The sequence below is a fragment of the Duganella radicis genome (assembly GCF_009720825.1).
Classification (GTDB): Bacteria; Pseudomonadota; Gammaproteobacteria; order Burkholderiales; family Burkholderiaceae_D; genus Rugamonas; species Rugamonas radicis.
Genome location: NZ_WNKY01000042.1, coordinates 15906 through 38019, shown reverse-complemented (window position 1 = coordinate 38019; position 22114 = coordinate 15906). Strand labels below are relative to the sequence as shown.

The following is a 22114-nucleotide window of genomic DNA, read 5'->3' as shown; positions in this document are numbered from 1 at the left end:
CAGAGTACTCGGTGTTCTTGCGTTCAAGTATATAGCGGATTGTCAAAAAGAATGCGGTTTTCCATGGCTTTCGGCAGAAGCTTGTGCGCCGATGTGCAAGTTACACCATACTTGTATCAAAAGAATGATATTTTACCAAGCGGAACTTGCTTTGTGGAAATTATTGTGCGGATGGGACGCCACGGGGCGCTGGCTGGTAGAATGAGGGACTTTCCACTTTTTTCCGAAGATTCTTTTCCTATGTCCGGTAATACTTTTGGCAAATTGTTTTCTGTAACTACCTTTGGTGAGTCGCACGGTCCCGCGATTGGTTGTGTGATCGATGGCTGCCCGCCGGGTTTGCCGTTGTCGGAAGCGGACATTCAGCCGGAACTGGATCGCCGCAAGCCGGGCACGTCGCGCCACGTCACCCAGCGCCAGGAGTCGGACACGGTGGAGATTCTGTCGGGCGTGTACCAGGGCGTGACCACCGGCACGCCGATCACGCTGCTGATCCGCAACGAAGACCAGCGCAGCAAGGACTACGGCAACATCGCTGAAACCTTCCGTCCGGGCCATGCGGACTATACCTACTGGCATAAATACGGCGTGCGCGATCCGCGCGGCGGCGGCCGTTCCTCGGCGCGCCTGACCGCGCCGGTGGTGGGCGCGGCGGCGATCGCCAAGAAGTGGCTGCACCAGCAGTACGGCACGGTGTTCAAGGGCTGCATGAGCCAGCTGGGCGACATCGTGGTGCCGTTCCAGGACTGGACGCATGTGCCGGACAATCCGTTCTTCGCCGCCACCGGCGATGCCGCGGTGATCGCCAGCATGGAAACTTATATGGACGAGCTGCGCAAGGCCGGCGACTCGATCGGCGCCCGCATCGACGTGGTGGCGCAGAACATCCCGGTCGGCCTCGGCCAGCCGATCTACGACAAGCTGGACGCCGACATCGCCTACGCCATGATGGGCATTAACGCGGTCAAGGGCGTTGAGATCGGCGCCGGTTTCAAATCGATCGCGCAGAAGGGCACCGAGCATGGCGATCCGCTGACGCCGCAAGGCTTCGTCGGCAACAACGCCGGCGGCGTGCTGGGCGGGCTGTCGACCGGCCAGGACATCACGGTGTCGATCGCCATCAAGCCGACGTCGTCGATCCGCACCCCGCGTCCATCGATCGACAAGGACGGCAATCCGGTGATGGTGGAAACCTTCGGCCGCCACGATCCCTGCGTGGGCATCCGCGCCACGCCGATCGCGGAAGCGATGCTGGCCCTGGTGCTGATCGACCACGCGCTGATGCACCGCGCGCAGTGCGGCGACGTCAAGGTATCCACGCCCAACATCGCGCCTTCGGCTGCGCCTTAAGCGGTGCCCGCGCAAGCGCTCAGCTTCGCCTTATTCCTCTTCTGCTACTACGCACACGCCGGCACCTGGTCGACCTACGCCACGCTGTTCTTTGCCGACAAAGGCATGACGGTGGCGCAGATCGGCGTGCTGATGTCGATGATCCAGGTGCTGCGCATCGTCGGCCCCAACGTCTGGGGCTACGTCGCCGATCATTACGACCGCCGCGTGCTGGTGTTGCGCCTGGCCGGTTTTGCCGCGCTGGCGGGATTCTCGGGCTTCTTCTTCGGCGGCACCTTCGGCCACTTCATGCTGGCCATGGTGATCCTCAACCTGTTCACCAGCGGGCAGGCGCCGATCTGCGAAGCGCTGATGCTGTCAGAGATGAAGGGCGATCTTACTTACTATGGCCGCATCCGCATGTGGGGCTCGATCGGCTTCATCGTCTCGGTGACGCTGGCCTCCGTCGCGCTGGAGCGCTATGGCATCGTCACGCTGCCGTGGGTGGCGGCCGGCCTGCTGGTGGCGACCATCGCCGCCGCCTTCCGCCTGCGCGATGTGCCGCGCCGCACGCATGCCGTGCCGCCGCCGCCCTTGTTGTCGCTGCTGCGCCGGCGCGAGGTGATCGCCTTCTTCGCTTCCACCGCGCTGATGGTGTCGGCCCACACCTCGCTGTACACCTTCTACTCGCTGTATTTGGAGCGCAATGGCTACAGCAAGACCGTGATCGGCGCCATGTGGTCCTTGGGCGTGCTGGCCGAGGTGGCGCTGTTCTATTTTCAGGCGCCGTTGTTCAGGCGCTGGGGCGCGATGCGCATGATGTACCTCGCGCTTGGGGTCGCGCTGGTGCGCTTCCTGATGATCGGCTTTGGTTCGCACATTCTGTGGCTGCTGGTGGCGGCGCAGCTGATGCACGCGGCCACTTTCGCGCTGCATCACTCGTCGTCCGTGATGTCCTTGCAGCGCTGGTTCTCCGGGCCGTTGCAGGCGCGCGGGCAAGCGCTGTACATGAGCATCTCCTACGGCATCGGCGGCTCGCTCGGTGGTTTGTTCCTGGCGCAGTGGTGGGAGAGGGCGGGTGCCGAGTCAGTGTATTACGTGGCGTCGGCGCTGGTGGCCTTGTCCGCGCTGGCCGCCATGCTGTCCTTCCGCTGGCAGCAGCGCGACCAGTATTAACGGGCGACCGCTTCCGGCATGATGCCGTGGCGGCGCTCGACCGCGCGCACCACCATGGCGCGCATGTCGTTCAGCAGCGAGAACTCGGTGGCGCTGAGCGAAATCGGCGGGAAGGAATCGTCCCAGTCGCCATACAGGAAACCAGCCGGCTGGCCGTTGGCCGACAGCGGCAGGATCACGAAGCTGCGCGCTTCGGATAGCGACGATTTCCACCACAGCGGCAGCTTGGCCGCGAACTTGGCGTCGCGCGCGTTTTCGATGAAGATCACTCGGTCGCTGTTGAGCGCCGCGTGGAACACATTCGGTTCGTAGGCATCGTCGAAGGTCATCCCGGGCAGCAGCTCGCGCGTGCCTTCGCCGAAGCTGATCTTGGCCGAGTAGGTGTTTTCCTTGCGGTTGCGGACGAAGGCCACGGCGCGCGAGAAGTCCAGGCCTTTGTAGACTGTCTCCAGCGCGATCTGCACCATCTGCCCGGGGCTGGCGGTGTCCAGCACGTCGCGCATGTCGGCCAGGCCGCTGAGCAGGATCTTGTTGCCGGCGGCGCGCTGGCGCGTTTTCGCCAGCGCCTTGGCGCGGCGCTCGGCGGGACGCGACAAGGGGGCGATGGTCAGGTCGTTGGCCGCCACCTCCTTGGCCTGTTCGATGGCGTGCATCAGGTTATCCGCTTCCACGCCCAGCATGCCGGCGTAACTTGCGGCCAGCTGCTTTACTTTCTCGGCGCCGGCGGCATCGTCGTGCCACAGCGATTCGGCGCAGCTGGCGGCCATGGTCGACAGGCCGGCGATCCAGTCGGACGGCGATACATCCGCACCCGCTTCGACCGGCTCCAGCGTGCGCATACCGTTCAGCAGCGACGATGGCAACCCCCAGTGCAGCGCGGCGGCGTGGCCGATTTCTTCCAGGCTGAGGCCCAGCAATTCCGGCGCGGCCTGTTCCACCGTGCACGCACTCTGGTCGGCCAGGCGTTGCAGCTCATGCCAGCGCTCCGGCATGTAGAAGGTCAGCATCATCCGGCCCAGCGTGTGCAGCATGGAGCACACCACGGCTTCCTCGCCGTGACGGCTTTCGGCGGTGTAGGCGATTTGCTGCGCCACGATCCCGGCCAGCACCGCCTTTTCCATTTCGATATGGGCGATGGTGGTGTCGCTGGAGGTGGCCGCCAGCTCCTCGATCAGTTTGAGGCCGAGGGCCAGGTGGCCGATGGCCTCCGTGCCCAGCACCAGCACCGCTTTCGACACCGTGTTCACATGCTGGCCGAAGGCCGAGTACATGCCGCTGTTGGCCAGCCGCAGGACTTTCTGCGTCAGTACCGGGTCGGACAGCACGGTGCGGGTCATATTGAATTCCTGCTCATCCTCGCCGCGCATGGCGCCGAGGATGGCGGTGATGGCTTTGGCGAAGCCCGGCATGTCGCCGCGGCGGCGCGTGCAGTCACCCAGTTCGCTCAGGGTCTTGTTGCCGAGCGGAGTGGATGCCTTGTAGCTGGCGATCATTGGGCCACCTGCCGCAATTCCGCCGGAACCATCTTGACGTGGATGCTTTCCTTGAGCGCCGCCAGCGCCACGTTGGCCGCCATCGGCTTGCCGGTCAGGTAGCCCTGGATATACTGGCAGCCGCGTTGTTCAAGATACTGAAGCTGTTCCTCGGTCTCCACGCCTTCCGCCACCACCGACAGGTTGAGGTGCTTGGCCAGGTCCAGCACGGCGTTGCAGATGGCGCCATCCTTCTGCGATCCGGGCAGGTCGCGGATGAAGGTGCGGTCGATTTTCAGCACCGAGATCGGGAAACGTTTGAGATAAGCCAGCGAGGAATAGCCGGTGCCGAAATCGTCAATCGCGATACGCGCCTTGCGTTCGGCCATTTTGGACAGGATGGACTCGGCATGCACCGGGTCGATCATCAGTGTGCCTTCTGTGATTTCTAAAACCAATTGCTCACCAAGCAGGCCGGAAAATGCGATGGCATCGTCCAGCACATCCAAGAATTTATCATTGCGGAATTGTCGCGGGCTGATATTAACAGAGATGTACAAGCTGCGCTTGGCCACTTCTTCAAACTGTTTCAGTTGCACGCAGGCCGCTTTCAGCGCCCACGCGCCCAGCAGGTTAATCAGGCCGTTGGTCTCGGCGATCGGGATGAAGCGCGCCGGCGGCACCATGCCCAGCGTCGGATGCTTCCAGCGCATCAGTGTTTCAAAGCCCTGGATCTCGCGCGTTTGCGCATCGACGATGGGCTGGTAGTACAGTTGGAACTCGCCCTCGCGCACCGCCTGGAACATGGCCGCTTCCAGCGAAATGTCGTGCTGCGGCGGGCCGGCCAGGGAAGGGCTGTAGACCACGGCGCGTGCCTTGCCGGTTTCCTTGGCGCGCGACATGGCGGCATCGGCCAGCGCCAGCAGGCGGATCTCGTCTTCCGCATGCTGCGGATAGACCGACACGCCAACCGAGGCGCCGACGTAAATCGTGTGGTTCTCGATTTCAAACGGCGATTGCAGGGTGGCGATCAGGCGGCCGGTCACCAGCTTGATCTGCGCCTCGGTGGCGGTGCCGGGCAGGATGGCGACAAACTCGTCGCCGCCCACGCGGGCCAGGGTGTCGCTGTCGCGCAGGGTCTTGCGCAGACGCTGCGCGGCCATGCGCAGCATGGCGTCGCCGATCGGGTGGCCGAGGCCATCGTTCACTTTCTTGAAACCGTCCAGGCCGATGGTGGCCACCGAAAAGCCCTGGCCGGAACGGCGCGCGTTGGCGATCACCATGCGCATGCGGTCCGACAGCAGCAGGCGATTCGGCAGTTCGGTCAGCGCGTCGTGGGTGGCCATGTGGCGCAGGCGTTCTTCGGTGGCGTGCTGCACGGTCATGTCGCGCCCGACCACCAGCAGTTCCAGCGCGCCGTCCGCGTTGGCGTAGGCCGAGATGCGCAGCTCGTGCCAGATTTCCATGTCGGCGGTTTTGAGGCGCGCTTCCAGCAGCTTGGGCGTGCGCGATTCGGCCACCTCGGCCAGCGCGGCGGCCAGCGCGGCCTGATCGCCTTCGGCCACCAGTTTGGCCATGGCGCCGCCTGTCAGCGGCGCGGCGGCGCCGATGCGCGCGATGGCGCGCTGGCTGGCAAACAGCAACTGGCCGGATTGGTTCAGGCGGAATACGACATCGCCAGCCTCTTCCATGAGGTTATCCAATTCATGACGCGGCTGGGATGAAACACTGGTAGGCATCGCGAAGATCTATTCTTTCAAATTATGCATGTAACAATTGGTCTGGCCGAATCTTGCAAAACCATAACGGAATGTATCACTGATGAGAGGCAAATTGCATGAAAAAAGACAACATTACAGCGACTTTTTGAGAAATCTCTTGAGATCGTTAAAAAAACTGCTTTTCAGAGTGAAAAACTGCCTTTCCGCAGGGGCTGTCTGATGGCGGTTTGACAAAAATACCGGCTCTCGATTTTGAGCGCGTTATCGAAGTCAACTTGCAGTCCTTCGACCATCGCGCACAGCACGGCTTCCGCCGCTGACGGTTTGGCGCTGGCGCGCAACCTGGCGGGCGCGGCTTGCAGCAGGGCGCGTATTGGCGGGGTGTCCAGCGCGCCACCGGGCAGTTGGTAGCCCTTGGCTTGCCAGGGTTGCATCATTGGCGTTTTGTCCAGGACCGCGGCGGCCAATTCCGCATCGCTGGCGGCCACGGCGTGCAGCAGGCCGGCCCGGCGCGCTTGCGATGCGTTGAGTGTGGCGCCATCCATCAGCAGCGGCATGGCGGCCTGCACACCCGCGAGGCGCGCGGTGCGGGCGATTTCGCCGGCCACCGGCGCCAGGCCAGACTGCACTTGCGGCATGCTGAGCCGCACATCGTGCATGGCGATGCGGCGATGGCAGGCCAGCGCCAGGCCCAGCGCGTGGCCGCTGATGTCGCCGCCCAGCGTGGCAGTGACCGGCACGCCCAGCGTTTCCAGACGGTGCAGCAGGGCGTTGTAGTCGTCCAGCATGCGCAGGCAGTCGACTGCTTGCGCCGGTGTGATGGGGTGTTCCAGTTCGTGGCCGCGGCCGGCGGTTTCAGCATCGAAGCCGATGATGACAGCTGCCAGCCGGGCGCGCTGCGATTCCAGCTGGTCCAGCAGGGCCGCCAGTTCGCGCTGGAACAGGCGGCTCAGCGGGTTGATGCTGCGCGCGGCCAGCAGCACGCTGACGGTGTGGCCGTTGCGGTGGGCGGTGATCATGGCCAGATCCGCTTCAGATCCGCTCAATGATGGTGGCGATGCCCATGCCGCCGCCCACGCACATGGCCACCATGCCGCGCCGCAGGCGGCGTTCTTCCAGCGCGTCCAGCAGGGTGCCGAGCAGCATGCAGCCGGTGGCCCCCAGCGGATGGCCGAGCGCGATGCTGCCGCCGTTGACGTTGACCTTGTCTTCAGGGACGTCCAGTTCGTGCATGAAGCGCAGCACCACCGAGGCGAAGGCCTCGTTCACTTCAAACAAGTCGATATCGTTGACCGACAGGCCGGCCTTGTGCAAGGCCTTGCGCGCGGCCGGCGCCGGTCCGGTCAGCATGATGGCCGGTTCGCTGCCGGTGACCGCCGCCGCCACGATGCGCGCGCGCGGCGCCAGTCCGATGCGGGCGCCGGCGGCCTTGCTGCCCACCAGCGCCAGCGCCGCGCCATCGACGATGCCGGAGGAATTGCCGGCCGTGTGCAGGTGGACGATCTGTTTCAGTTGTGGATATTGACGCAGGGCCAGGCTGTCAAAGCCGCTCTGGCCGAGCGCGGCAAAAGCCGGCTGCAAGTTTTCCAGGGCTTCCATGGTGGTGGCGGGCTTGATGAACTCGTCCTCGGCCAGGATGGTCACGCCGTTTTGGTCGCGTACCGGCACAATGGAGCGGAAGCGGCCGGCGGCGCGCGCGGCGGTTGCTTTCTGCTGCGAGCGCAGGGCGAAGGCATCCAGTTGCTCGCGCTGATAGCCGTCCAGCGTGGCGATCAGATCGGCGCCTATGCCTTGCGGGACGTAGTTGGTCTTGAAACTGGTTTCGGGGTCCTGTGTCCAGGCGCCGCCGTCCGAGCCCATCGGCACGCGCGACATCGACTCGACGCCGCCGGCCACCACCAGGTCTTCCCAGCCGGAGCGCACTTTTTGCGCGGCCAGATTGACGGCTTCCAGTCCCGAGGCGCAAAAACGGTTGAGCTGCACGCCGGCCACTTTCCAGTCCCAGCCGGCGGCCAGCGCGGCGATCTTGGCGATGTCCGCGCCTTGCTCGCCGATGGGCGTGACGCAGCCGAGCACCACGTCGTCCACCAGCGCGGTGTCGAGCTGGTGGCGTTGCTGGAGTTCGCCCAGCAAGCCGGTGAGCAGGGAGATCGGCTTGACGCTGTGCAGGCTGCCGTCCTTTTTGCCTTTGCCGCGTGGGGTGCGGATGGCCTCGTAAATATAAGCGTCGCTCATACTGTCTCCTTGTTGTTATGCGATTATCATAGGGTATTGTTCAAGAAAACAGATAACAGCGGTTTGAACGGAGACAAAATGCAAGCTTTCGATACCCACGAAGTGCGCAATACTGTTGCGCCGTTTGCGAATATCAATCTGTTTGCTGCCGATCCTGCCTTGCAGGAAGCCTTGCGGCGCGAAGGCGCGGGCGATGCGGCCGCCTCGCTGCACGCGCTGGGCGCCGAGCTGGGGCGGGCGGAAACGCTGGACCTGGCGCGGCTGGCCAATCTCTACCCACCCCGGCTGCACAACTACGACCGCGAAGGCCACCGCATCGACGAGGTGGAATTCCATCCAGCCTGGCACAGCCTGATGGCGCTGCTGATCGGCCATGGCACGCATTCCTCGCCATGGCAGGGCGGCCCCGGCGCGCAGGTGGCGCGGGCGGCGCGCTATCTGTTGTTCGGTCAGGTGGAGAATGGTTCGCAGTGCCCGGTCACCATGACTTACGCCTCGGTGCCGGCCTTGAAGCAGGCGCCGGGCATCGCCGCCAAGTGGCTGCCCAGGATTTTGTCCAACGATTACGATCCGCGCTCGCTGCCTGTCGAGCAGAAGCGCGGCGCCATCATCGGCATGGGCATGACCGAGAAGCAGGGCGGTTCGGACGTGCGCGCCAATACCACCCGCGCCGAGCCGGTGCCGCCGTCCGAGGCACGCGCCTTGTTTGGCGAGGAGGGCGAGGAGGTGTTCCGCATCGTCGGCCACAAGTGGTTCTTCTCGGCGCCGCAAAGCGACGCGCACCTGATCCTGGCGCAGACCGGCGAGGCTGGCCTGTCCTGCTTCTTCCTGCCGCGTTATCTGCCGAACGGCGAGCGCAACGCCATCCGCGTGCAGCGACTCAAGGATAAGGTCGGCAACCGCTCGAATGCCTCGTCGGAAGTGGAATTCACCGGCGCTTACGGCTGGCTGATCGGCAAGCCGGGGCGGGGCATTCCAACCATTCTGGAAATGGGTGGCTACACCAGGCTCGACTGTGTGCTGGGCAGCGCCGGCGCCATGCGCGCCGCGCTCACGCATGCGCTGCATCATGCGCGCCGCCGCGTGGCGTTCGGCCGTCCGCTGGCCGGGCAGCCGTTGATGCAGAACGTGCTGGCCGATCTGGCGCTGGAGTCCGAAGCCGCCACCGTGCTGGCCATGCGCCTGGCGCGCTGCTTCGACGAGGTACACGACCCGGCCCAGGCCGTGCTGGCGCGGGTGCTGACGCCGGCCGCCAAATACTGGGTCTGCAAGCGCGGCCCGGGTTTTGGCGCCGAGGCGATGGAAGTCATCGGCGGCAGCGGCTATGTGGAAGAGAGCCCGCTGGCGCGGCTGTACCGCGAACTGCCGGTCAATTCAATCTGGGAAGGTTCGGGCAATGTGATGTGCCTGGATCTGCTGCGCGCGCTGTCCAAGTCGCCGGAAGCGCTGGAGGCGCTGGCGGCCGAACTGGCGCTGGCCGGCAATGGCGATACGTTCTTCGTCGCCTACCGCAGCACCTTGCTGGCCGATCTGGCGCAGCAGCAGCAGCCGGACGAATTCGGCGCCCGCGTGCGCGCCGAGCGCGTGGTGCTGGCGGTGCAGGCCGCGCTACTGCTGCGCCATGCGCCGGAATATGTGTCGTCGGCGTTCGTGGCCTCGCGCCTCAAGCGCGAGCCGGGCGGCGCCTACGGCCGCCTGCCATCGGGCGTGGACTGCGGCGCCATCCTGGCACGGGCGCTGGTCGAGTCAGTATAATGCCGCCTACAACCGCCTAAAAAGAGCACAATCCAATGAAACAAGATCCGCGTTTTCCCAAGCTGTTCATCACCGACCACCCGCTGATCCAGCACAAGCTGAGCCACATGCGCGCCAAGGATACGTCGACCCGTACCTTCCGCGACCTGCTCAAGGAAATCACGCTGCTGATGGGTTACGAGATCACGCGCGACCTGCCGCTGACCACCCGCACCGTTGAAACCCCGCTGATGACCATCGACGCGCCGGTGATCGCCGGGCGCAAGCTGGCCATCGTGCCCATCCTGCGCGCCGGCATCGGCATGAGCGATGGCCTGCTGGACCTGGTGCCGTCGGCGCGCGTCGGCCACATCGGCGTGTTCCGCGATCCTGAAACCCACCAGCCGGTGGAATATCTGGTGCGCCTGCCGGATACCGCCGAGCGCACCTTCATCCTGTGCGACCCGATGGTCGCCACCGGCAACTCGGCGGTACACGCGGTGGATGTGCTGAAAAAACGCGGCGTCAGCGACGATCAGATCATTTTCCTGGCGCTGGTGGCCGCGCCCGAAGGCGTCGAAGTGTTCCAGAGGGCGCACCCGGACGTGAAGCTCTACTGCGCCTCGCTCGATTCGCACCTGAACGACCACGCCTACATCATCCCCGGCCTGGGCGACGCCGGCGACCGTATCTTCGGCACCAAATAAAATGGCTACCCCGGTCGATCCCGATTTCCGCGCGCGTCTGGCTGCGCTGAACGACAAGTTCGCCGCCACCGTGCCCGCCACGCTCGACAAGATCCGCGCCGCGCTGGCGCTGTGCGTGGCCGGCGGCGGACAGCCGCCGCAAGACGCGCTGCACCAGCTGCATGAAGTGCTGCACGGCGTGGCCGGCTCGGCCGGCACCTTCGGTTTTACCGTGTTTGGCCAGGAAGCGCGCCGCATCGAGCAGATGGTGCGCGCCGTGCTGAACGGCCAGGGCGCATGGGCGCCGGTGGTGCCGGAAGTGGAAAAATTGCTGGCCTGGGCGGCACGCGACGCCAAGGCAAGTCACTACGACTAATCGTGCGTTTGATCTAGCGCAAAACGTGTACGATTTCGTTGTCTATCATGACACATACACCCTGCTGCGGAGGGTTTCTACCAAAAAATGCGGCGGTTTGCATTTATTTTCGTGAAAACGTGCTTTTCTCTTGTAAATGGGTATAATGCGGGATCGTTTAGATTCAAGAGTAGTACAGTTTGTCTTTCTTGCCTCAAAAACGATATCACGGGCGCAAGCCCAAATTAACTGAAATAGGAATTGTAATGGCAACTGGTATCGTAAAATGGTTCAATGATTCGAAGGGTTTCGGCTTTATCACCCCTGACGAAGGCGGCGAAGATCTGTTCGCTCACTTCTCGGCGATTCAGACCGCAGGCTTCAAATCGCTGCAAGAGAACCAACGCGTTTCTTTCGAAGTAACCGCCGGCCCTAAAGGCAAGCAAGCTTCGAACATTCAGCCTCTGTAATACGCTGGATCTAACGATCAAGAAATCCTCGGTAACCGAGGATTTTTTTTTGCCGGTTCACGTCATCACTTGGCCTTGCGCCAGTAATCCGGCTGGGCGTACGTGTGGCGCAGGAAGTCCACGAAGACCCGGATGCGCAGCGGCAGGTGGCGGCGCTGCGCGAACACCGCGTAAATGTCATTGCCCGGCGCGGCGTAGCCGTCCAGCACCGTTTGCAGCTTGCCGGCGTCGATCGCGCTGCCCACTTCCCACATCGAGCGCCATGCCAGCCCTTTGCCGGCCAGCGCCCACTCGTGCAGCACCTGGCCGTCGTTGCAGGCCATGTTGCCGTTGACCTTCAACACCACGTTCTTGCCATTCTCGCGGAAGGTCCAGCCACGCTGGCTGCCTTCGCTGCTGATGGCCAGACAGTTGTGCCTGGTCAGATCGGCCAGCGTTTCCGGCTTGCCGTGGCGCTTGAGGTAGGCCGGCGAACCGACCACCACACGCTCGTTATCGGCCAGCTTGACGCTGACCAGATTCGAGTCCGACAGGCTGGCGATGCGGATCGCCACATCGATGCCTTCGCCGACGATGTCGACCACGCGGTCGCTCATGTTGAGCGTGGCCGTGACGTCGCGATGCTCGGCCAGGAAGGAGGGCAACAGCGGCGCCACGTGCTGGCGGCCGAAGCCGGCCGGCGCCGATATCATCAGGTGACCTGTGGCGTGCGCGCTACGTTCCGACACCGCCGATTCCGCTTCCTCCAGTTCGGCCAGGATGCGCTGGCAGTCTTCCAGAAAGGCCGCGCCCTCGTCGGTCAAGGCCAGCTTGCGCGTGGTGCGTTGCAACAGCTTGACCCCCAGACGGGCCTCCAGCGCATCCAGCCGGCGGCCGATCATCGCCGGCGCAATGCCCTCCGCACGGGCGGCGGCCGACAAACTGCCCCGCGCAACGACCTCAACAAAAGTGGAAATCTGCCTGAACTGCCCCATGAAAACCTTTCTCCGTTATTTTTTTACAAAAACGCATAGATGAAGTGATATTTAATCTCGTTTGCATAACTAACGAGTGAATATACTGTAAAACAAATCAGCTTGTAACTGAATCCACACACTAAAAACGCCGCACTGCAACAAGCATATAATTAGCCGATTCGTTGACATTTTTTTACGGAGACCTCCATGACGCAATCCACCCTGAGCCTGCCAGCGGGCATGCAAATCACCGGCGAGATCAAGCCTGGCTACGAAACCATCCTGACGCCTGAGGCGCTGGCCCTGGTCGCCAAGCTGAGCCGCGAATTCGAAGCGCGCCGTCAACAACTGCTGGCCGTGCGCGTGGAGCGCGCCAGGCGCCTGGATGCCGGCGAACGCCCGGATTTCCTGGCCGAGACCGCTCACATCCGTAACGGCGACTGGAAAATCGCGCCGATCCCGAAAGCGCTGGAATGCCGCCGCGTGGAAATCACCGGCCCGGTGGAGCGCAAGATGGTGATCAACGCCCTGAACTCGGGGGCCGACAGCTACATGACCGACTTCGAGGACTCCAACTCGCCCAACTGGGACAACCAGATCAGCGGCCAGATCAATATGAAGGACGCGGTGCGCCGCACCATTTCGCTGGAGCAGAACGGCAAGTCCTACAAGCTGAACGACAAGGTCGCCACGCTGGTGGTGCGTCCGCGCGGCTGGCACCTGGATGAAAAGCACGTGCTGGTGGATGGCAAGCGCATCTCGGGCGGCATCTTCGACTTCGCGCTGTTCATGTTCCACAACGCCAAGGAGCAACTGGCGCGCGGCGCCGGCCCCTACTTCTACCTGCCGAAAATGGAATCGCACCTGGAAGCGCGCCTGTGGAACGACATCTTCGTCATGACCCAGAACGAGCTGGGCCTGCCGCAGGGCACCATCAAGGCCACCGTGCTGATCGAAACCATCCTGGCCGCCTTCGAGATGGATGAAATCCTGTACGAACTGCGCGAGCACAGCGCGGGCCTGAACGCCGGCCGCTGGGATTACATCTTCTCGTGCATCAAAAAGTTCAAGCTGGACAAGGATTTCTGCCTGGCTGACCGCGCCAAGGTCACCATGACCTCGCCCTTCATGCGCGCTTACGCTTTGCTGCTGCTGAAAACCTGCCACAAGCGCAACGCGCCGGCCATCGGCGGCATGGCGGCGCTGATTCCGATCAAGAACGACCCGGAGAAAAACGAGATCGCCATGGGCGGCGTGCGCAACGACAAGGCGCGCGACGCGACCGACGGCTACGACGGCGGCTGGGTGGCGCACCCGGGCCTGGTGGATCTGGCCATGGCCGAATTCAAGAAAGTGCTGGGCGATAAGCCGAACCAGATCGACAAGCAACGCCTGGACGTGGAAGTGAACGCCGAGCAGCTGCTGGACTTCAAGCCGGAAACCCCGATCACCGAAGCCGGCCTGCGCTACAACATCAACGTTGGCATCCACTATCTGGGCAGCTGGCTGAACGGCAATGGCTGTGTGCCGATTCACAACCTGATGGAAGACGCGGCCACCGCCGAGATCAGCCGTTCGCAAGTGTGGCAGTGGATTCGTTCGACCAAGGGCGTGCTGGACGACGGCCGCAAGGTCAGCGCCGAGATGGTGCGCGCCATGATTCCGGAGGAACTGGCGAAAGTGCAGGGCACCGCACCGGATGGTGACACCCCGGCCTATCCACGCGCGGCGCAAATCTTCGAACAGATGTCGACCTCGGAAGCGTTTGAGGAATTCCTGACGCTGCCGCTGTACGAGGAAATCTGATTGTTCTAACGATTAGAAGTCATTCTTCCACAAACGCAGCGCGGTGAAGGTGGCAAGCGGCGTATCGATCCGATCGAGACGCCCGGCCTTCACCAGCTGCTCCGCGATCGCCGGCTCGCGATAGCGCAGGAACGGGTTGGTGGCCTTCTCCAGCCGGATGGTCGACGGCACCGTCGGCACATCATGCTCGCGCTTGTCGGTCTCCACCTTCACCCGCTCTTGCAGCGCAACATTGTCCGGATCGACCACGCGCGCGAAGCGCAGGTTGGACAGCGTGTACTCGTGCGCACAAAACACCTTGCTGTCATCCGGCAGCGCCGCCAGCTTGCCGAGCGAGCTGATCATCTGCGCCGGCGTGCCTTCAAACAAACGTCCGCAACCGCCGGCAAACAGCGTGTCGCCGCAGAACAGCCAGGTCGGTTCATCGCCCTCGGCCTCGCGCACGTAAGCGATGTGGCCCATGGTGTGGCCGGGCACGTCCAGCACCGACAGCCTCAGCGCAAGGCCCGGCACCTCGATAATCTTGCCTTCGCCGACCGGCAAAGTGACCGCGGCGATAGTCTCGTTGCGCGGGCCGAAAACGGGAACCTGATAATGCTGTAATAATTCAGGAACACCGCCTATATGGTCAGCGTGATGATGGGTGAGTAGAATGGCGGTGAGCTTGAGTCCATGGGCTTTCAGGGCCGCCAGGATGGGTTTGGCGTCGCCGGGGTCGACCACCGCGGCATGTGTGCCATCATGTATCAACCACAGGTAATTGTCGCGGAACGCCGGTACCGTTAAAACACTGAGAGCTTGAGTAGAAGATATGGTCATTGGATCGCAAAAGGCTAAGCATGGATAAGGCGGGGTCGGAGAAATCCATTATAGCGCTGGAAGGCTGGCTGCAAACGCCCGCAGGTGTGTACATGCGTGCGTGGGAACAAAGCTGTCTCGATAATTTAACAGCCGATATCTTTGGATTCAACGCCGTGCAGATCGGCATGCCTGAAATCGATGCACTGGCCGCCAGCCGCATGCCCTACAAGCTGCTGGCCGACCGCAAGCCGCGCAGCGGCCGCGCCGTCGATGTCACGCTCGACTACACCGAACTGCCGTTCGCCTCGCAGAGCGTGGACCTGATCGTGCTGCCGCACGTGCTGGAATTTTCCACCGATCCGCACCAGGTGCTGCGCGAGGTCGAGCGCGTGCTGATCCCGGAAGGGCAGGTCATCATCTGCGGCTTCAACCCGGCCAGCCTGTGGGGCGCGCGCCACGTGCTGCGGCGCGTCGGCGGCACCTCCTTCCTGCCGCGCACCGAGGAGCTGATTTCTATGCCGCGCATGAAGGATTGGTTAAAATTATTGAATATGAGCGCCAGCCAGAGCCACTTCGGCTGCTATGCGCCGGCCTGCCGCACGGAAAAATGGTTGCAGCGCTACGGCTTCATGGATAATGCCGGCTCGCGCTGGTGGCCCTACTTTGGCGGCGTCTACGTGATACAAGCGGTCAAGCGCGTGAAAGGCATGCGTCTGATCGGTCCGGCATGGACCAGGAAAGCGGCAGCGGCCCCGGTGGGCGTGCCGGTAACGAATAAAAGAAGAGAGCAGCAGGATGGATAAGGTTGAAATTTTTACCGATGGCGCATGCAAGGGCAATCCCGGCCTGGGCGGCTGGGGCGCCTTGCTGGTGGCGGGCGAGGCCGAGAAGGAAATCTGCGGCGGCGCGCGCGACACCACCAATAACCGCATGGAGCTGCAAGCGGTGATCGAGGCGTTGAGTGTGCTGAAGCGCCCGTGCAACGTGGTGCTGCACACCGACAGCCAGTATGTCCAGAAAGGCATCAGCGAGTGGATCCACGGCTGGAAGGCGCGCGGCTGGAAAACCTCGACCAGGGAACCGGTCAAGAACGAAGACTTGTGGAAGGCGCTCGACGCGGCGCAGCAAATGCATACCGTGGAATGGCGCTGGGTGCGGGGCCACAATGGTCATCCTGGCAACGAACGGGCCGACATGCTGGCCAACCGCGGCGTGGAAGTGGCGCGCGGCCGCTGATATACTGCACTCTGCAATTAATTTCGGAATACTATGCGCCAAATCGTACTCGATACCGAAACCACCGGTATCAACCCCAAGCTGGGCAACCGCATCCTGGAAATCGGCTGCGTCGAGCTGAACAACCGCATGCTGACGGGGAATAATCTCCACTTCTACATCAATCCGGAACGCGATTCGGAAGAGGGCGCGCTGAACGTCCACGGCCTGACCACCGAATTCCTGAGCGACAAGCCGAAGTTCCACGAGATCGTCGACCAGCTGCGCGAGTACATCCAGGGCGCCGAAGTCATCATTCACAACGCGCCGTTCGACCTGGGCTTTTTGAACCACGAATTCAAGCTGCTCAAGCTGCCGGACTTCACCGAGCACATCGGCGGCGTGATCGACACCCTGGTGCAGGCCAAGGAACTTCATCCGGGCAAGCGCAATTCGCTGGACGCGCTGTGCGACCGCTACGGCATCTCCAACTCCCACCGCAAGCTGCACGGCGCGCTGCTGGATGCGGAACTGCTGGCGGATGTTTATCTGGCCATGACCCGCGGGCAAAACAGCCTGGGCATGGATGTGGAAGAGGAAGTGGTCAGCGTCGGCGACATGCTGGAGCCGGTCGCCATGGCCGAGATCATTTTCATGCCAGCCTCGCAAGACGAGCTGGCGGCACACGCGGAAACGCTGGCAGGGCTGGACAAGGCGGTCAAGGGCCAGTGCATCTGGACCGCCTCGCTGAATCCGCCGGCCCCGCCGGCGGCGGCTTAAACTCAGTCCTTGCCCGGCATGGCCGACGAGTGGTGGCTGGTGATCAGCCACTGCTTGCCATCCCATTTATAGGTGTAGGTAAAGCGTGCCTTCACCTCCTTGCCGTCCGCGAACTTGAAGGTGTACAGGCCGGCGTCGACCGCGCTGTTGCAGTCCAGCTCGATGCTGCGGCTATTGATGGTGCCGACCGGCTTGCCCGCCAGGAAGTGCTCGAAATAATCGCGCTTTTCTTCCGGGGTCAGGCGCGGCTTGTTCGACACCGTGGCCAGCAGCACCGACTTCGTGGCGTAGTTGGCCACCACCTTGTCCGGATTCCCGGTTTGCAGCGACGCGTTCCAGCGGTCGAACAGGCCGGCGATTTCCTTTTCCGACGATGGATGGCAGACCTCGGTATTGGCGGCGTAGGTATTGGCCGCGAACATGACGCAGGCGAAAGGCAACAGGCTCAGGTAACGCATAATTTTTCCTTGGTATGTGGTTGATGAATGCGGTGCCGCTTAGCCGCCGTGATACAGCGGGTTAGGCGAGACGTACACGCGGACGCGATGGGTATCGATCTCGGCCGGCGCGATTTTCGACAGCGGGAAACTGTCGCTGGCGCGCAGCGTGTCGAAGTGCCAGGTGAACGATTTGTCGCCCACCACGAACTTCACGGTCTCGCCCTGTTGGACGTTGACGTGCTTGGTCTTCGGCAGGACGTTGATCACGCGGGTGGAAGCGCTGGCGGTGGCGGCGCTGCCGTTGACGTGGGTCTTGTTGGCCGCCGAGGCGCTCAATGGCAGGACAATGGCGATGGCCGCGATGGTCAGGAATTTCTTCATTAAATTACGATCTCCAAAAAAAGGATTTGAGTTTCAGGTCGCACACGGATCGGTGATCGGTGGCGATGAGTGAAGTATGGTGATATCGCGATTTGCAGGAATCGGCTGAACGGCGGATTTTTTCTATGCTGATTGGCATATAATCCGCTCTACAGGAAAATCCCATGACCGACACCAGCACGCTTACCGACCACAACAGCAGCGCCCGCAGCACCCGCGTGCGCTATCGCCACAACGAAGGCAGCGCCGCCCGCCTGCGCCTGCTGACCGCCGCCGCCGCCGCGCTGGCCGATGGCGGCCATAGCGACGCCACCATGCAAACCATCCTGGGCAAGGCGCTGTCCTTCCTGTCGCTGGAGGAGGGCTTGCTGCTCCATCTGCATGCCGACGGTCTGCACGTGGCCGCGTCGCAGGGACCGGTGGCGCCGGTGGGCGCCTGCCTGCCGGCCACCGGCGCGCTGCACGAGGCCTTGCAGGACAACGCGCTGGCGCAGATCCGGCAGGACATCCAGAGCCGTCTGCGGATCGGGCGCGACAAGACGATCGGGCTGGAAGTGCTGGTGCCGCTGCGCTTCCATGGCCGGAACGTGGGCTTGCTGGCCTTGATGAGCGCGCGGCCGGTATCGCCGCCGAACGCCGACGACCTGAGTGTGTTGCAGGTGCTGGGCACGGTCCTGGCGACGGCGCATGAGGCCGCCAGTAAGCCGACCGTGCGCGCGGCTGCCACCGCCTCGGCCGCCAAGTTGAAGCAGCTGACCTCGCGCGAACTGCAAGTGTTTGCCATGATGCCGCGCGGCCTGACCAACGCGGCGATGGCGCAGGAACTGGGCATCGCCGCCGGCACCGTCAAGGTGCATATCGAGCGCATCCTGCACAAGCTCGACCTGCGTGATCGCACCCAGGCCGCGGTGTACGCGGTCGACTACGGATTCGGTGGATGAAGCGGGCCGCTTTGTACTGGCGCAACTGGTCGCTGACGGTCAAGGGCGTGGCCATCATCGCGGCGGCGCTGGCCACGCTGGTGGGATCGGCCGCCACCAGCTACAAGCTGGAGCGGCAAACCGCGGAGGCCATGGCGGAAATGCAGCGCACGCTGAAAGTGCAGCGCGACATCCAGCTGCTGCACGCGCTGATCGCCGAAGCGGCCACCGGCGTGCGCGGCTATCTGCTGACCGGTGTGGACGACTTCCTCAATCCCTACCGCGCGGCGCAGGAGAAATTGCCGGCGGCGATGGCCGACCTGCAACAGAACTCGCGCGATCCGGAACAGCGGGCGCGCCTGGACGTGCTGCTGCCGCTGGTGCGGAAAAAGCTGGTCGGGCTGGAAGCGCTGCGCCAGCAATATGACGCCAGGCCGGAACAGTTGCGCGCCAGCCTGCTGGCCGGGCGGCAGATCCTCAACCAGCTGCGCGAAGGCATCGGCGCCCTGAACGCGCGCGAGTCGCTGCTGGTCGAGCAACGCACGGCGGCGGTGCGGGAGGCGCTGCGCCGCAACGTGTTGATGAATCTGATCACCATCGTGATCGGACTGGCCGGCGCGCTGGCCATGTTGCTGTTCACCTTGCGGGTGGTGCGGCGGGTCCGGGTGTCGGCGGAGAACGCGGAACGACTGGTGAACGACCAGCCGCTGCTGCCGACCGGCGTCGCCAGCGACGAACTGGGACAACTGGCCGACCGCCTGCATCACGCCAGCGTGCTGCTGGCCAGGCGCGCCGCCGAGGCGCAGGCGGCCAGCGTGGCCAAATCCGAATTCCTGTCGCGCACCAGCCATGAGCTGCGCACGCCGCTGAACGCGATTCTCGGTTTCGCGCAATTGCTGGAGGACGATCTGAGCGCCAGCCAGGACCGGCAACATGCGCAGCACATCGCGCGCGCGGGCAAACACTTGCTGGCGCTGATTGATGACGTGCTGGACGTCGCCCGTGTCGAGGCGGGGCAGTTGGCCATCACCACCGCGCCGGTATTGGTGGCGCCAGTGCTGCGGGAAGCGCTGGCCTTGTTGCAACCGCTGGCGGCCAAGCATCAGGTCAGGCTGCCGCGGCAGGACGATGACGGCGGACTGGCCGTGCTGGCCGACCGCCAGCGCCTGATGCAAATCGTACTCAACCTGCTGTCCAACGCCATCAAGTACAACCGTGCCGGCGGCGAGGTGCGGATCACCACCGGTGCGCAGGACGGACAGGTCGCCATCGCGATCGGCGACGAAGGCGCCGGCATCGCGGCTGGCATGCAGGAGCGCCTGTTCACGCCGTTCGACCGCCTCGGCGCCGAGCGCGGCAAGACCGAAGGCGTGGGCCTGGGACTGGCGGTATCACGTTCGCTGGCCGAAGCGATGGGGGGCAGCCTGAGCGCCGATAGCCTGGCGGGCAAGGGCAGCGTGTTCACCGTGCGTCTGCCGCTTGCGACGCAGGAGGTGCATGAGCCGTTGGCTGCGCCGGATGCGCAAACGGCGCCAGCTGCGGCGGAACCCGCCGGCATGCCGACCATACTGTGCATCGACAGCGACGCATCCAGCCTGGCTCTGATGGAAACCCTGATGTCGCGCCGTCCCGGCTGGCGATTCGTGGCGGCGCGCAGCGTGGCCGAAGGCTGGGCGCTGGCTGCGCCGCGCGCGCCGGACGTGCTGCTGCTGGACGCGCAACTGGCGGATCAGGCCACGCTGGCGCGCTGGCGCGGCGACGCCACCCTGGCACAGGTGCCGCTGGTGCTGCTGGGTGGCGATGGCGCGGCGCTGGCGGCGGACGCGGGACATCTGAAAAAGCCGCTCGACCTGCCCGAATTTTTTGCCTTGTTAGACAGGATGATCAAATGAACGAAGACGATTTGCTGACCTCGCGCGTGCTGATCATCGACGACCAGCCAGCCAATCTGCGCCTGCTGGAAGACTTGCTGACGCGCGAAGGGCTGACTCACGTGGTCGGCACCACCGATGCGCAAAAAGCGCTCGACCTGTATGCGGCGTTCGACCCTGACCTGATCATCCTCGACCTGATGATGCCGGAGCTCGACGGCTACGCCGTGCTGGAGCACCTCAAGCGGCGCGGCGACCCCTTCGATTACCGTCCGGTGCTGGTGGTGACCGCCGACGCCACCAGCGAATCCAAGCGGCGCGCGCTGTCGCTGGGCGCGCGCGACTTCCTCACCAAGCCCTTCGATACGATAGAAGCCATGCTGCGCGTGTGGAATCTGCTGGAAACGCGGGCCCTGTACAAGCGCCTGCAAGCCTTGTCGCCAAGCGCGCCGCTGATCGTGCTGCCCTACAGCACCGGCAAAAACCGGCCCGAAGATGGGCAATAACAGATCGGTACTTGCGTTTGCCTGAGAGACAGACTATAATGCTCGCACTCGACGGGAGGTTAGCTCAGGGGTAGAGCACTGCATTCACACTGCAGGGGTCGCAAGTTCGAAACTTGCACTTCCCACCAATTCTAAGATATTGATTCCTCGGCGTTTATTCAAAACCCTTCAATATCTGTCCTAACGTGAATCGGATCGATTGCCACAAAATTGCCACATGTTCAGTGGCATGGAGTGAAAGTGGCAACGATTCGTCAACGTGGTAACCGAGTAGAAGTCCAGATCCGACGCAAGGGCTGGCCTACCGTTTCAGAAACATTCCCAGATAAAACCTCGGCTCGTGAGTGGGCTACCGTGATCGAAGCGGAAATGGTTCGTGGCGTCTTCATGGACCGCTCCGAGGCGGAGCGCAATACGCTCGGCGACCTGTTTGATCGTTATCTCCGCGACGTGTCGCCGTCGAAAAAAGGCGCTTCCTCCGAAAGCTATCGCTTGCGTTCCTTGCGCCGTGATGCGATCTCGGAATACAAGGTCGCGGCCCTCACAGGCAAGGTTCTTGCGGAATGGCGGGATCGCCGACTAAAGAAGGTCTCGGGATCCACCACCAACCGAGACCTTGGTCTGATTAGTCACGTGATCAACGTCGCCCGCAAGGAATGGGGCGTCAATGTCGAAAATCCTGTATCCATGATTCGCCGGCCACCTGAAAGCAAGGGGCGCAACCGGAGATTATCGGGAGATGAGGAGCAACGGCTACTCAAGGAGCTGGAACCCAGCACCAGGGGCGACAGCGGGGCCTATCAACCTGGTGGGGTACGCAATCTCCTGGTTCGCAGCATTGTCGAGTTGGCGATTGAAACGGCAATGCGCCGTAGCGAAATGCTGTCAATGCGCTGGCAGGACGTGCACCTAAACGATCGCTATGTGAGGCTGCGTGACACCAAGAACGGTGAGGCGCGGGACGTTCCGCTGACGAGACGCGCAGTTCAAGTGCTTGAAGCCCTTCCCCGTGATGAGGATGGCCCAGTCTTTCCAACGACGGCCGACGCCGTGAAAAAAGCGTTTGAGCGCGCGGTTAAACGCGCTGGCCTCGGAGATCTTCATTTTCATGACCTCCGCCATGAAGGCACCAGCCGCTTGGCGGAGAAACTCGACAACGTGCTGGAGCTTTCGGCGGTCACCGGCCACAAGACGCTGTCCATGCTGAAGCGCTACTACCATCCGCGGGCCAAAGACCTGGCGCGAAAGCTGGGGTGAGGC

The 22114-nt window shown here is 63.2% G+C and carries 22 protein-coding genes and 1 tRNA gene; 15 read left to right on the top strand and 8 right to left on the bottom strand.

From position 1 onward, the window contains the following. Positions 1-240: 240 nt before the first annotated feature. Positions 241-1350: a chorismate synthase gene (gene aroC, locus GM676_RS25205; protein WP_155466962.1), complete on the top strand. Its 1110-nt coding sequence runs from the start codon at positions 241-243 to the stop codon at positions 1348-1350. 3 nt (positions 1351-1353) lie between these two features. After that, positions 1354-2505, top strand: coding sequence for an MFS transporter (locus GM676_RS25200; protein ID WP_371866367.1), 1152 nt, complete (start codon positions 1354-1356; stop codon positions 2503-2505). On the opposite strand, the gene GM676_RS25195 is transcribed toward GM676_RS25200, so the two are convergent. The 4 genes from GM676_RS25195 to GM676_RS25180 form a co-directional block, all read right to left on the bottom strand. Then, positions 2502-3998, bottom strand: coding sequence for an HDOD domain-containing protein (locus GM676_RS25195; RefSeq protein ID WP_155466961.1), 1497 nt, complete (start codon positions 3996-3998; stop codon positions 2502-2504). The genes GM676_RS25200 and GM676_RS25195 overlap by 4 nt on opposite strands. Continuing rightward, positions 3995-5668 carry a putative bifunctional diguanylate cyclase/phosphodiesterase gene (locus GM676_RS25190; protein WP_155466960.1) on the bottom strand — a complete coding sequence of 558 codons (1674 nt, stop codon included), beginning with the start codon at positions 5666-5668 and terminating at the stop codon, positions 3995-3997. Before GM676_RS25190 ends, GM676_RS25195 begins: the two co-directional genes overlap by 4 nt. A gap of 212 nt (positions 5669-5880) precedes the next feature. After that, on the bottom strand, positions 5881-6717 hold the full coding sequence (locus GM676_RS25185) for an enoyl-CoA hydratase/isomerase family protein (RefSeq protein ID WP_155466959.1): 837 nt from the start codon (positions 6715-6717) through the stop codon (positions 5881-5883). A 13-nt stretch (positions 6718-6730) separates the two neighbouring features. After that, on the bottom strand, positions 6731-7933 hold the full coding sequence (locus GM676_RS25180; protein WP_155466958.1) for an acetyl-CoA C-acetyltransferase: 1203 nt from the start codon (positions 7931-7933) through the stop codon (positions 6731-6733). A 78-nt stretch (positions 7934-8011) separates the two neighbouring features. On the opposite strand from GM676_RS25180, the gene GM676_RS25175 reads away from it, so the two are divergent. From GM676_RS25175 to GM676_RS25160, 4 genes are all read left to right on the top strand, one after another. Beyond that, the gene (locus GM676_RS25175; RefSeq protein WP_155466957.1) at positions 8012-9688 is read left to right on the top strand and encodes an isovaleryl-CoA dehydrogenase; all 1677 of its coding nucleotides are present in this window, start codon (positions 8012-8014) and stop codon (positions 9686-9688) included. Between the two features lie 35 nt (positions 9689-9723). Then, on the top strand, positions 9724-10374 hold the full coding sequence (upp, locus tag GM676_RS25170; protein ID WP_155466956.1) for a uracil phosphoribosyltransferase: 651 nt from the start codon (positions 9724-9726) through the stop codon (positions 10372-10374). A 1-nt stretch (position 10375) separates the two neighbouring features. After that, on the top strand, positions 10376-10729 hold the full coding sequence (locus tag GM676_RS25165; protein WP_155466955.1) for an Hpt domain-containing protein: 354 nt from the start codon (positions 10376-10378) through the stop codon (positions 10727-10729). Positions 10730-10974: 245 nt separating this feature from the next. Then, positions 10975-11178 carry a cold-shock protein gene (locus GM676_RS25160; RefSeq protein ID WP_093555047.1) on the top strand — a complete coding sequence of 68 codons (204 nt, stop codon included), beginning with the start codon at positions 10975-10977 and terminating at the stop codon, positions 11176-11178. A gap of 65 nt (positions 11179-11243) precedes the next feature. On the opposite strand, the gene GM676_RS25155 is transcribed toward GM676_RS25160, so the two are convergent. Further along, entirely contained in the window at positions 11244-12152 is a 909-nt protein-coding gene (locus GM676_RS25155; protein WP_155466954.1) for a LysR family transcriptional regulator, read from the bottom strand. A 189-nt stretch (positions 12153-12341) separates the two neighbouring features. On the opposite strand from GM676_RS25155, the gene aceB reads away from it, so the two are divergent. After that, complete coding sequence (gene aceB / locus GM676_RS25150; protein ID WP_155466953.1) at positions 12342-13940, top strand: malate synthase A; 1599 nt, start codon at positions 12342-12344, stop codon at positions 13938-13940. Positions 13941-13952: 12 nt separating this feature from the next. Here aceB and gloB read toward each other — a convergent pair whose 3' ends face one another. Beyond that, complete coding sequence (gene gloB / locus GM676_RS25145; protein ID WP_155466952.1) at positions 13953-14759, bottom strand: hydroxyacylglutathione hydrolase; 807 nt, start codon at positions 14757-14759, stop codon at positions 13953-13955. Between the two features lie 20 nt (positions 14760-14779). On the opposite strand from gloB, the gene GM676_RS25140 reads away from it, so the two are divergent. From GM676_RS25140 to dnaQ, 3 genes are read left to right on the top strand one after another with little or no spacing between them, the layout of a single operon-like run. Continuing rightward, positions 14780-15544 carry a class I SAM-dependent methyltransferase gene (locus GM676_RS25140; protein WP_155466951.1) on the top strand — a complete coding sequence of 255 codons (765 nt, stop codon included), beginning with the start codon at positions 14780-14782 and terminating at the stop codon, positions 15542-15544. Beyond that, the gene (rnhA, locus tag GM676_RS25135) at positions 15537-15977 is read left to right on the top strand and encodes a ribonuclease HI (protein ID WP_155466950.1); all 441 of its coding nucleotides are present in this window, start codon (positions 15537-15539) and stop codon (positions 15975-15977) included. Before GM676_RS25140 ends, rnhA begins: the two co-directional genes overlap by 8 nt. Positions 15978-16010: 33 nt before the next feature. Next, complete coding sequence (gene dnaQ, locus GM676_RS25130) at positions 16011-16736, top strand: DNA polymerase III subunit epsilon (protein WP_155466949.1); 726 nt, start codon at positions 16011-16013, stop codon at positions 16734-16736. Positions 16737-16738: 2 nt separating this feature from the next. Here the strand turns inward: dnaQ and GM676_RS25125 are convergent, their stop codons facing one another. Together GM676_RS25125 and GM676_RS25120 are read right to left on the bottom strand one after the other, a co-directional pair. Beyond that, positions 16739-17194, bottom strand: a complete 456-nt coding sequence (locus GM676_RS25125) for a DUF4440 domain-containing protein (protein WP_155466948.1) — start codon at positions 17192-17194, stop codon at positions 16739-16741. Between the two features lie 39 nt (positions 17195-17233). Then, positions 17234-17557, bottom strand: a complete 324-nt coding sequence (locus GM676_RS25120; RefSeq protein WP_155466947.1) for a CzcE family metal-binding protein — start codon at positions 17555-17557, stop codon at positions 17234-17236. Between the two features lie 164 nt (positions 17558-17721). Here GM676_RS25120 and GM676_RS25115 point away from each other — a divergent pair, with 164 nt between their 5' ends. The 5 genes from GM676_RS25115 (at position 17722) to GM676_RS25095 (ending at position 22111) form a co-directional block, all read left to right on the top strand. After that, positions 17722-18498, top strand: coding sequence for a helix-turn-helix transcriptional regulator (locus GM676_RS25115; protein ID WP_155466946.1), 777 nt, complete (start codon positions 17722-17724; stop codon positions 18496-18498). Next, entirely contained in the window at positions 18495-20369 is a 1875-nt protein-coding gene (locus GM676_RS25110) for a hybrid sensor histidine kinase/response regulator (protein WP_155466945.1), read from the top strand. Before GM676_RS25115 ends, GM676_RS25110 begins: the two co-directional genes overlap by 4 nt. Beyond that, the gene (locus GM676_RS25105) at positions 20366-20854 is read left to right on the top strand and encodes a response regulator (protein WP_155466944.1); all 489 of its coding nucleotides are present in this window, start codon (positions 20366-20368) and stop codon (positions 20852-20854) included. Before GM676_RS25110 ends, GM676_RS25105 begins: the two co-directional genes overlap by 4 nt. Before the next feature lie 53 nt (positions 20855-20907). Further along, positions 20908-20982: transfer RNA gene (locus tag GM676_RS25100), tRNA-Val, on the top strand. 112 nt (positions 20983-21094) lie between these two features. After that, positions 21095-22111 (top strand): site-specific integrase, encoded by a 1017-nt coding sequence (locus tag GM676_RS25095; RefSeq protein WP_371866366.1) that lies wholly within the window; start codon positions 21095-21097, stop codon positions 22109-22111. The last annotated feature ends 3 nt before the right edge of the window (positions 22112-22114 follow it).